This is a genomic window from Microbulbifer variabilis, from assembly GCF_020524905.1.
GTDB lineage: Bacteria > Pseudomonadota > Gammaproteobacteria > Pseudomonadales > Cellvibrionaceae > Microbulbifer > Microbulbifer variabilis_A.
On record NZ_JAIVKI010000016.1, the window covers coordinates 105693 to 116777 of the forward strand.

The 11085-nt window shown below is 49.1% G+C and carries 13 protein-coding genes; all 13 read left to right on the forward strand.

What is annotated here, in order from left to right; genetic code table 11:
- Positions 1-7 precede the first annotated feature (7 nt).
- The 13 genes from LC073_RS16620 to LC073_RS16680 all read left to right on the forward strand — a co-directional run bounded on the left by LC073_RS16620 (position 8) and on the right by LC073_RS16680 (position 10969).
- Positions 8-919, forward strand: coding sequence for a DMT family transporter (locus tag LC073_RS16620; RefSeq protein WP_226648438.1), 912 nt, complete (start codon positions 8-10; stop codon positions 917-919).
- A gap of 8 nt (positions 920-927) precedes the next feature.
- Positions 928-1548 carry a LysE family translocator gene (locus tag LC073_RS16625; RefSeq protein ID WP_226648439.1) on the forward strand — a complete coding sequence of 207 codons (621 nt, stop codon included), beginning with the start codon at positions 928-930 and terminating at the stop codon, positions 1546-1548.
- Positions 1549-1581: 33 nt separating this feature from the next.
- Positions 1582-2031: a hypothetical protein gene (locus LC073_RS16630; protein ID WP_226648440.1), complete on the forward strand. Its 450-nt coding sequence runs from the start codon at positions 1582-1584 to the stop codon at positions 2029-2031.
- Between the two features lie 43 nt (positions 2032-2074).
- Entirely contained in the window at positions 2075-2470 is a 396-nt protein-coding gene (locus tag LC073_RS16635; RefSeq protein ID WP_226648441.1) for a MerR family DNA-binding protein, read from the forward strand.
- Positions 2471-2570: 100 nt separating this feature from the next.
- Positions 2571-3666, forward strand: a protein-coding gene (gene prfB, locus LC073_RS16640; protein WP_226648442.1) for a peptide chain release factor 2 whose coding sequence is annotated in 2 segments (ribosomal slippage) — positions 2571-2642 and positions 2644-3666 — 1095 coding nt in all. Because the reading frame shifts where the segments join, the coding sequence is not laid out codon by codon here.
- A gap of 84 nt (positions 3667-3750) precedes the next feature.
- Positions 3751-5235: a lysine--tRNA ligase gene (lysS, locus tag LC073_RS16645; protein ID WP_226648443.1), complete on the forward strand. Its 1485-nt coding sequence runs from the start codon at positions 3751-3753 to the stop codon at positions 5233-5235.
- Positions 5236-5944: 709 nt separating this feature from the next.
- A complete protein-coding gene (locus LC073_RS16650; protein ID WP_226648444.1) occupies positions 5945-6553 on the forward strand; it encodes a helix-turn-helix transcriptional regulator in 609 nt (202 codons plus the stop codon).
- A 500-nt stretch (positions 6554-7053) separates the two neighbouring features.
- Positions 7054-7476 carry a hypothetical protein gene (locus LC073_RS16655; RefSeq protein WP_226648445.1) on the forward strand — a complete coding sequence of 141 codons (423 nt, stop codon included), beginning with the start codon at positions 7054-7056 and terminating at the stop codon, positions 7474-7476.
- A gap of 496 nt (positions 7477-7972) precedes the next feature.
- The gene (locus LC073_RS16660) at positions 7973-8287 is read left to right on the forward strand and encodes a hypothetical protein (protein WP_226648446.1); all 315 of its coding nucleotides are present in this window, start codon (positions 7973-7975) and stop codon (positions 8285-8287) included.
- Positions 8288-8397: 110 nt separating this feature from the next.
- On the forward strand, positions 8398-8889 hold the full coding sequence (locus LC073_RS16665) for a hypothetical protein (RefSeq protein WP_226648447.1): 492 nt from the start codon (positions 8398-8400) through the stop codon (positions 8887-8889).
- Positions 8890-8982: 93 nt separating this feature from the next.
- Positions 8983-9258, forward strand: coding sequence for a hypothetical protein (locus LC073_RS16670; RefSeq protein WP_226648448.1), 276 nt, complete (start codon positions 8983-8985; stop codon positions 9256-9258).
- 415 nt (positions 9259-9673) lie between these two features.
- On the forward strand, positions 9674-10171 hold the full coding sequence (locus tag LC073_RS16675) for a hypothetical protein (RefSeq protein ID WP_226648449.1): 498 nt from the start codon (positions 9674-9676) through the stop codon (positions 10169-10171).
- 90 nt (positions 10172-10261) lie between these two features.
- Positions 10262-10969 carry a hypothetical protein gene (locus LC073_RS16680; RefSeq protein WP_226648450.1) on the forward strand — a complete coding sequence of 236 codons (708 nt, stop codon included), beginning with the start codon at positions 10262-10264 and terminating at the stop codon, positions 10967-10969.
- The last annotated feature ends 116 nt before the right edge of the window (positions 10970-11085 follow it).

The window sequence follows — 11085 nt, forward strand, 5'->3', positions numbered from 1 at the left end:
AGAAGACGTGAAACGCAAACAAGTTCAGGCTGAAATCCTACTTTTACTGGCGGCGTTATTCTGGGGTGTCGCTTTTGTGCCCCAGAAAATTGCCATGGCGAATATTGAGCCACTGGCCTTCAATGCCTGGCGATTTTTCCTCGGGGGCTTGATTCTGGTACCCATCGTTTACTGGCTGTCCTCCCGCAGGGATGCCCAGCCCGGCGAAGTGGATGGGCACTCTGTTATTCATCGCTGGAGAGCCTGTTTTCCCGGTGGGGCCCTACTCGGTTTTTGGCTGTTTCTCGGTGCGGCGCTGCAACAGGTCAGCCTACTGTACACTACTGCCGGCCGCGCCGGTTTTATCACCGGGTTTTACCTCTTGTTGGTGCCGGTCATCGGCTTGTCCCTAGGGCATAAAACCAATCGTTGGACTTGGGCCGGTATTGGCCTGGCTTTATTTGGCCTTTACTGGCTGGCGGATTTCAGTGAAGAGTCTCAGCTAGTTGGCGACCTGATGGTATTTGCCAGCGCCTTTGTCTTCGCCATTCAGGTGCTCTCTGCGGATCGCCTGGTGAAGCGCTACGATGCGCTACGCCTTGCCTGTATCCAGTTTCTAGTCTGTGGTCTGTTGTCGGCCTTGGCATCGCTCTTCACCGAGCAGGCAACGATACAGTCTGCTGTGGATGCGGCCTGGCCGATCGCCTACATGATGATTTTCTCCACCGCGCTGGCATTTACCTTCCAGCTGCTGGCCCAGCGCCACGCGGCGCCTTCCCACGCCACGGTGATTATGAGCTTGGAGGCGGTATTCGCCCTGGCGGCGGGTTGGCTGTTTCTCAACGAGCTATTGAGCACACGCGAACTGATTGGTTGTGGCTTGATGCTGGCCGGAATGCTGGTAAGTCATTATGGGAACCATAACGGTACCCATCACTAGGAAATACAATGGAACTGTCTGTACTCGCGCTCTTTGTCCCCGCCAGTTTTTTTGTCTCGGTAACACCGGGGCTGTGCATGCTGCTGGCCCTCAGCCTGGGAATTACAGTGGGGGTGCGCCACACCTTGTGGATGATGGTTGGCGAGTTGGCGGGAGTCGCCTTGGTGGCCCTGGCTGCGGGGCTCGGCGCGGCGGTCGTGATGGTGCAATACCCTGCGATATTTCAGCTGTTTAAATATTGCGGCGGTGCCTATCTCGCTTGGATAGGTATCCAAATGTGGCGTTCCCAGGGGCACCTGACGGCGCTTGATGAGGCACAGAGGAGCGGCCGTCCGTCGGCAAAGGCGCTTATTGTCCAAGGCTTTATCACTGCCGTTGCCAACCCCAAGGGTTGGGCCTTCTTTATCGCCCTGTTGCCGCCCTTTATCAACCAAAGCATGCCCTTGGTACCGCAACTCTCGGTGTTGATCGCCACCATATTGTTGCTGGAAACCCTGTGTTTACTGATTTACGCTGGGGGTGGTCAGGCCCTCAGCCGTTTGCTGGAGCGCGCTGAAAATGTGCGTTTAATTAACCGTATTTCCGGTACTTTGATGTTATTGGTGGGAGCCTGGTTGGCGCTGTCTTAAGCCGGGTAACTATTGCATTATGGAGGAAGTTTGATGATAAAAATAAAATTGTCTGCTCTGCTGGTGCTGACTTTACTTGCCATGGCGGCCTGCGGCGGAGCCAAGGAGGAAAAGGCAGTGGAAAATCAGGTAGAGAATACCCCGGGCTCCAGTCAGCCAGAGGTGGCGGCCAATCCTCCCGCAGCTAGGTCGGGTGAACTGGTTTGGGTCTACCGCAAGAGTGGCCGCAAGCAGTGTGAGGGGGGCGGTATGACCTTGCAGCAGAGCCTGGCCAAGTTGCGGGAAAACGGTTTGATGGTGCAGGAATCCCGCTGCGGTGTTCGCACAGATCGAATGTTTCCGGCTGTCTGTGGCGCGCCCACTGGGGATATTTTACTGCACCTGATCAGTATGGATGCCCTGGATGCCGCCCTGGAGTTGGGTTACGACCCCGCCGAAAAAATGCAGTATCAATTTTCCCAGTGCCGGGATAACAGCGCCTAAGAACAAGGTCTATCAGCTGTAATTAATAGGTCGGGAGTTGGCAGTGAATATTTCTCAGGCGGCGCAGCATTCGGGTCTTAGTAACAAGGCCCTACGCCATTATGAATTGATCGGCTTGGTGATTCCCGCGCGCAAAGCCAATGGCTACCGCCATTACAGCGAGGATGACCTGGAGACCTTGCGTTTTATCCAGCGCGCCCGCGCCTGCGGCTTCTCCATTGAGGAGGTGCGCACTCTGTTGGGCTTGCGGGATGACCCCGAGCGACACAGCCGCGAAACCAAGCAGCTGGTGCATGAGAAGCTCTCCATGCTGGAAGCCCAGCTGCGCGATATGTTGGCGATGCGTGAAACCCTGCATTCGTTTATCGACAGTTGTACCGGTGATGACTCACCAGACTGCGCAATTTTGCAGCAGTTATCCGGCCAACCATGCAAATAGGAATTTTGCCTGATTTACAGCATCTGGCCGACTGGAAGGACCCCCGCGCGCTGCGGTAGAATGCGCGCCGCTTTTTATTTTGTCCGGACACCGAGAGTTCATGGAAATCAATCCCCTCCTCAACCAATTGAAAGACCTCGAAGAGCGCACCGACGTTCTTAGGGGGTATCTTTGACTATGCCAGCAAGAAAGAACGCCTAACCGAAGTAGAGCTGGAGCTGGCCGAGCCGAGCGTTTGGGACGACCCTAACCGCGCACAGGAACTGGGGCGCGAACGCTCCTCCCTGGAAACTGTGGTTACTACCATCGAAAATCTCGACTCCGGCATCGCCGATTGCCGCGAACTGCTGGAAATGGCGGTCGAGGAAAATGACGAGGACTCCGTAGGGGAGGTCTCCACTGAGATCGAAGGTCTCCAGCAGCAGTTGGGGATTCTGGAATTCCGCCGCATGTTCTCCGGTGAGAACGACGAGAACAATGCCTATCTGGATATCCAGGCCGGCTCCGGTGGCACCGAGGCCCAGGACTGGGCAGAAATGATTTTGCGTATGTACCTGCGCTGGGGTGAAGCCCACGGCTTTAAGACCACCCTGGAAGAGGTCTCCGCGGGTGAAGTGGCCGGTATCAAGAGTGCCACCATACATTTTGCCGGCGACCACGCTTTCGGCTGGTTGCGCACAGAAACCGGCGTACACCGCCTGGTACGCAAATCGCCGTTTGATTCCGGCAATCGCCGTCACACTTCTTTCAGCTCGGTATTTGTATCACCGGAAATCGATGACAATATCGAGATTGAAATCGACAAATCCCAGGTGCGTGAAGACACCTACCGCGCCTCCGGCGCCGGTGGTCAGCACGTGAACAAAACCGATTCTGCCGTGCGTTTGACCCACACAGAATCCGGCATCGTCGTGCAGTGCCAGAGCGAACGCTCCCAGCACCAGAACCGCGATAAAGCCTGGAAAATGCTGCGCGCAAAAATGTACGAGCAGGAAATGCTCAAGCGCAACGCAGAGAAGCAGGCCATGGAAGACAGCAAGGCCGACATCGGCTGGGGCAGCCAGATCCGCTCCTACGTGTTGGACGACCAGCGTATCAAGGACCTGCGCACCAGTGTCCAGACCAGCAACTGCCAGGCAGTACTGGATGGAGACCTGGACCAGTTTATCGAAGCCAGCCTCAAAGCCGGCCTCTGATTTAAAGTCTCCACGCTCACCGCGCCCCTCGTCTCTCACTAATGGGACGAGGGGTAATATCACTCACAAAACTGATAGATCACCATGACTGATATCCAGCAAGACGAAAACAAACTGATCGCCGAGCGCCGCACCAAGCTTTCCGCTCTGCGCGAGAAGGGCAATGCTTTCCCCAACAGTTTTCGCCGCGAAAACCTCGCTGCCGACCTGCAAGCTGAGTTCGGCGATAAACAGAAAGAGGAGCTGGAAGAACTGGGTAAACGGGCGTGCGTAGCGGGGCGAATCCTGGCTAAACGTGGACCCTTCATGGTGATCCAGGATGTGTCTGACCGCATCCAGCTCTATGCTGATAAAGCGGCACAGAAAGATATCAAAGAGCGCTTCGGTGCCTGGGATATCGGCGATATCGTCGGCGTAAAAGGCACATTGCACAAATCCGGCAAGGGCGACCTCTACGTAAATTGTGAAGAGTACAGCCTACTGACCAAAGCGCTGCGCCCGCTGCCGGAAAAATTCCACGGCATCGCAGACCAGGAAATGCGCTATCGCCAGCGCTACGTGGACCTGATCGCCACGCCGGAGGCCCGCGAAGTGTTCCGCGTGCGCTCCAAGGTTATCGAGTACATCCGCAACTTCCTCAACGGCCAGCAGTTTATGGAAGTGGAAACGCCCATGCTGCAGGTAATTCCCGGTGGCGCCAGCGCGCGTCCGTTTGTTACGCATCACAATGCGCTGGATATCGATATGTACTTGCGTATTGCCCCGGAGCTGTACCTGAAGCGTCTGGTCGTGGGTGGTTTCGAGCGGGTTTACGAGATCAACCGCAACTTCCGCAACGAAGGCTTGTCCACTCGCCACAATCCCGAGTTCACCATGCTCGAGTTCTACCAAGCGTACGCGGACTACAACGACCTGATGGATCTCACCGAGAAGATGCTGCGCGGCATCTGTGAAGATGTACTGGGCTCCACCACTGTGGAATACCAGGACAGCAGCTACGACTTCTCCAAGCCGTTCGCGCGTTTGTCTGTGTTCGACTCCATCCTGCACTACAACCCGGAACTGACTACGGTCGATATCGACAACATCGAATCCGCTCGCGCTGTTGCCGAGAAACTGGACATCCCACTAAAAGATAACTGGGGCCTGGGCAAGGTGCAGATCGAGATCTTCGAGAAGACCGTAGAGCATCGCCTGGACCAGCCGACCTTTATCACCGAATACCCAACCGAAGTGTCTCCGTTGGCCCGTCGCAACGATAACAACCCGTTTGTTACCGACCGCTTTGAGTTCTTCGTTGGCGGCCGTGAGATTGCCAATGGCTTCTCCGAGTTGAACGACGCGGAAGACCAAGCTGAACGCTTTAAAGCGCAGGTGGCAGAGAAAGACGCCGGTGACGACGAAGCCATGCACTACGACGCCGACTATATCCGCGCGTTGGAATACGGCCTGCCGCCCACCGCTGGTGAGGGTATCGGTATCGACCGCCTGGTAATGCTGTTTACCAACTCCCCATCGATTCGCGACGTACTACTGTTCCCGCATATGCGCCCGGAAGCAAACGACTAGGCGAACAAAAACCTAAACCCCGCGCATTATCCCCAGTGCGTACAGCCACCGCGCCATTTCCGGTGCGGTGGTTTCCTTTCAGTAAATTCCCCATAAAGTGACAACTGTTTTTAATAGACCCACAGCCCCGCTATTTTTGGGGCGATGGAGCCTATGCAGGTTGTTAATACCCTAGATAAGCAGTGAAAAAGATCTGGGTATTGAATCGACAGAATGCAGGTGATCCAGAAGCGTCTGGGGCCCTATGTGGCTGCAACTTGACGGCGGTAGGTGGAAGAGGATTTTACTTCCTTGAATGTGGTGCATGGTTCTAGTTTCCCACTATAGATACTTTGTAACAGTGACTGAAATCGCTTTGGGGTTTCGTTCATTGTGACCGTTATTTTCGTAAGAAAATAATCTGAAGGACAAAGATGTTCAAAATCAATAGGTTGCCGATCCCACAAGATTTGTGATAGTGGTCAGAGTGATCATTTTTTCAGTTTGTGCGATCGTACCAAATTTATTTAACCCTATGATTCTGAAATGAAATTAAGAGTTGGATAGGTAAATTGATCCTGGGATAGTAATCAGGATAATAGAGGGCATTGTGATTACTATATAAATGTTATGCCTGTCGCATGAATTTCGTACTAATGTCGTAAGAATGACGTAACTAATTAAGGCTGATCCGATGAAAATTTGAGTTCAATTTTCAGAGGACAGAGAAATGGAAGTGCAAGTAGATACAAGTAAGATTATCAGCCTGCGAAAGTCGCGAGCCTGGAGTCAGCAGCAGCTTGCTGAAGTGGCATCGGTTAGCTTAAGAACGATACAACGAATCGAGAAAAGTGGTAATGCGTCCCAGGAGTCGGTCAAATCAATTTCTTCTGCATTTTCAATAGTGCCAGAAGATATCCTTGTGAAAGAGTCAGAAAAATTTTCTGTCGTAAAACGAATCAAGAATTATATTGCTGCAATATTGGTACTTGGGGGCGCATCTCTTCTATACGCCTCTTTCTCCACGGCATCTCCAATTATGCTTAAAGTAGATGCAAGCTCAAATAATGAACAGCTGGCATCTATTCAGCTTCTTAATGAGGAAGGCGCTGAAAGCGAAATGCGTATAAATAATATGCTAAAAATTGAGCTAAGCACGGAGCAAACGCCGGAGAATCAAATCCGTTTAAAAACGAAAGTGTACGAATTCAAAGAGTCTACCGGGTTTGTACTTGTGGCTAGCCCGGTTTTACTTACAGAGTTTCATAAATCTGCGGGTATTAAGTTTACAGCTTCAAGTGGGGTTCCATTTGAGGTCCAGGTAACCCCCCAGAACTAGGCATAACAAAGCGCTGCAGGCCGACATCTTACTTTGTGCACCTTTTGCGCGGTCGCTGCGCTCCCAATTTTCGCGCAAAAGGCGCACCAAGTAAGCTGCGGCTGAGCGCGGCGTTATTGTGGCGGTCGGTTTTATTGATTTTTCATACTAACTGAAGGTTTAGTACCACTAAATAGCGCCCAATATTGAGCATTTTTATTGATTGCTATTCAAGCAGTTTCGCTCCTAGAGCGTTCGCTCAGGTGCTGTAAAAAGAGGCGGTCCGCAGCAATTTCGTGGAGTGCCAGTAAGATAGGAATTGGTTGGGGAAAGTGCGGTATTCTTTCCTCGTAAATATTGGGCAGCGGCCAGCCAAAGTTGGCTGGCAGAGAGAAAGTAGGTCGTTCAGAGCGCGCCAACTATAACCAGGCCAGGCAAGATCGCCCAGCCGGTGGCTGGGCTGGACAGCCTACGCTCCGCTTCGGCTGCCCTTGCTGGCAACGTTAGGCATCTTATAGAGCATGGAAGAATACGAAGAGATTGAGCCAAAGCCATTTCCGAGATGGGTGACAGTACCGCTGGGTATTGTCTTTACTCCTTTTACTTTTTTATGTGTTATCGGCTCGGCAATAATTTCGGTCGCACCGAATGTGCCACCTACATTGCTCACCATTTCTTTAGGTAGCCTATTTTTGGCTGGCAGTCTGTGGGTATTTTATCTCTCGCTACGGTTGTTGTTTGTAAGCCCCAAAGGTAAATCTAAGTTTATGTCTCCTTTGGGTTTAAAGGTAATAGCATTGGTTTTCGCTGCAATTCCAATTATTTCAATTATTCTTGGTACGTTTTGGGAAAAGCCGATCATCCATAGCATCATGACCATTGCATATATAGGTATAGTGCTACGTTTGTGGGGAGTGGCTAACCATCGGAGAGAAAATGCCTAACAAATTGCTCAAGTACACTCCGGCCACAAAAGGCGCGGCCTCCGCGGGACAACCTTCACTACGTTTCGGTTGCCCCTTAGCAAGGCGTTATTGGTCGCTCGCTCCAGTTTTGCGAGGGTTCAGTTAAGCATAGCAGATGATTGCTGGAGTGCTGTATAAAAAAACAGTATTGGCGGGGAAGCCCATAGTCAACGGTTCGACCTTCGTGTAAGCTTCGAAGCTTCAGCGACGCTCGCATAACGAAGTTTATGCGGACGGCGCAGCCGCTTCGAAGCAAGGCCGCGAACCTAGTGCTGCTAATTTCTCTCTCCGAATCGTGGTAGACAGTAGCAAGAAAGATATTTGTAGTGGATTTGTACACAATGCCACGAGCAACAAATAACAACCCGATGATGCGGAAACCTAAAAGTTGTCATTCCCTTTGCTTACGCAAAGGTACTGCCAACTTCCTTAACGGTTCCGCATATCTATTTTCGTTATGTTTCTGGAGAGAGAAGTGGGTAGTAGGCGTAAGCGAGAGGAGTTTGATGAACTGTTATCTAGGGTTCTCTTATTTCTATTAGGCTCGGCTTTAATTGCTGTAGTAGCTGGAGTTTTATATCGAGAGGGATCTGATAGTGAACCAGCAGTTGCCATTGGGTTTGTTCTTATGACCATCGCATCGCCACTTATCTTCGTAAGTATTTTTGGTAGTAAAATTCGTGCCCAGAAGTGGGCAAATAATACGGGCAGCCATGAAATTTTGATCTTATTTTTTCTCATAGCCTGGGCTATAAGCTACCTGCTCAAGAAGGCCTTGAGGAAAACATAACAAGTTGCTGAAATTCGTTCCGGGTGCAAAAGAATGCCCCCTCCACCGGACAGCCTGCACTGCGTTTCGGCTGCCTTTTAGCAAAGCGTTAAATTTCTTAGAGAGTAAGTGTGGATATCGGAAGTAGGGATATTATCGGAATTAAGATAGGAGAATGTGTCGAAGGGTCTCTTGATCTTTATGAATTTGATATGTGGCTTCTTGGTCAGCATGTTACCAGGATAGATAATATTGCTTATCTTAAATCTGTCCTCTATCAAGCCGAGGATGATTTAATTGAGAAGCGTGACTTACACCGATTTTCTAAGTACTTTCATAATATGTCACCCGAAGAGGCCCACAATTTTATTTTGAGCACCAGAGATCCCAGTTCTGAGTATTTCGATATCGAAGATGATCTAATCTACCCAAATCAACAGATTTTAAATTGGGGCCCTAATACAGACAATGTCGCATGCTTCATTGTCCCCCTAGGAAAATCTATATACGCTTCTATCGAGCACTATGACAATAAAGGGGTTGTCTTCACTGGTGAAATTAGTCCATCGTATTTTAGTGACACAATAAGCAAATTTATCAAGTATGGCACGAGTAAAATTTAACAAGGCCAGGCACTTCGCCAGCATTTCATGCTGGCAGGACGGCCAACAAGTTGGCCGCCTGTGCTGGCAGCGTTATGCTCCTCAGAGGGAAGAATGAGCGATATAGCCACATCCTCAATAGAAGAAGCTTTAGATTTTGCATTCAATCTAATAATGCCTGTAATTTCTGAAGCAGGGGAAAGTGATTCGGTTAAAGCTCAGGAGTTTCTGAGACAAGTCTCTGATTACGTAAGCCTTCGATACGCTGGCGAACTAGAGCTTGCTTTTGAATGGTTACAAAACTTTGACAGTCTAAGCAGTCAAGAATTTCCTAACTATGCAAGTCAATTTAAAAGGCAAATGAGCTGGCTGCAAAATGAATTCAAGTAATAAAAGCATAACAAGCAAAGGCAACCGACGCAGTAAACTGCGCGGTTGCTTTGGGCGTTATATTTTTGTTCAGTATTCAACTTTTATCAATACAGGGAAATGGTGTGTGAAAGAAGGACTTGAAAAAGTTAAAAGTGAGATCAACTCAAAGATTTCATTCTGGAACAATGTAAAAAGCCGTAAGGTTAAAGCTGGGTTAATAGTTCTGTTTATAGGGATAGTTTGTTTGAAAATTTATACAACCGTTTTTACATTCGATTGGTTCACAAACTTAATTCAATCGTTGTAAGTTTGTTTACAAATATAACAAGCGCTTCAACAAGGACAAATACTGGTTGGCTCCTACGCTGCGCTTCGGATTTTAGCCAACCAGTATTTGCCTGTTAAGCGGGCGTTATATGCCAGAGGAGCTTCCGTGGTTCAGTTAGCTGATATAGAAATGATCGCACCTGGGGTGGCTAATCTTTCACAGGCGGAGCATGAAGCGCTGCTGCGGTTTACGTTACTGTGGACATTGTTCGAAGCTCAAGTGCTAGAGAACAACGCCTCTGTAAGAAAGATCGCTGAGGTAGTAGAGCAGCTTGGGCCTCAAGCTTTCGAGGTTGATTGGTTCCAAGAGCAATTGGTTTACTTCCAAGACCGGTATATCGAAGACGGAAATACTAACTACCGTTTCGAACATCTTCACCTGCGAAATAAGGATAATCCCGAACACGTAAGATTGGTTTTGCTTGGAGAGAACATAGACATTAAGGCCCAGCTGATAGCGTGCCTGACAATAGTTTACCGTTTCAGAAACAATTTCTTTCATGGGCTAAAGTGGGCATATGGGCTCCAAGAGCAATTCGACAATTTCACGCACTCTGCAAATCTACTTAAAAAGTGTTTGGAGAAATTGCGGCATGGCATATAACAATCACATCAAATTCGCTCCCTACGGTCGCCGGACGCTCGTACCTCGCGCCGTTTATGTGGGGCGTTATGCGTTGAAGAGACTTCGTGGATGATTTATGCATTCGTAAAAATATTTACAGAAAAGGAGCATGCAGAAGCCTTCATAAAAGGCGATTTGTTCATGCAAACAGTCAGTGCATTCAAAGAGCACAGGGATAGCTCTGGCGAGCTTAGGGGCGACCCTATGGAAGGTATCGTTGCCTGGTATCAGCCAACTAACGTCAAGGTTGAAGTTGGTGGCAATCAAATTTTAAGCGAAGATATTGCTGCGCCAATAGCAATACATAGCAAGTCAGTTTTAGATAAGAATGCGTTTTGTATCTACTCATTGAATAGCAGAGGCTTTGAAGCCATTTCAGCTCAGACTCTAAGAGACTTTAAAAGCATTCTAGAAATTCATGAATCTTGTTATGGTCTTGGAGCATACTGTGTTGCAGTGTTAAATGCTCAAGAATTTATAAACCGTTGTAGTACTGCAATCAAGGATCGTAATCTTGAAGGAAGTATGGGGTTAGTCGACTACTTTGATGAGCTAAATTTTAGCGGAAATTTCCCTGCTGAAAAACATGGGTATCAAAAGAGAAGCTTTTTCTCTCGTCAAAGGGAATACCGAATTGTTCTTGACATAAATAGAACACCATCAAGTAGTTTTACGCTAAATATTGGTGACTTGAGTGATATCACCTCCAACGTAATATCTCCAAGTGAGTTCAATAAACATCTTGAAATTAGCCTGCCAGATGGCAGTATCGCATAACAAGTGACTATGGCCCTTTGTCAAATATTTAAACCATTTTCTCATCCCAGTAGGTGTTGTTTTTTACCATCGTATTGAGGATGGTAAGTTGCTTCCTCATACATGCGATAAGGGCT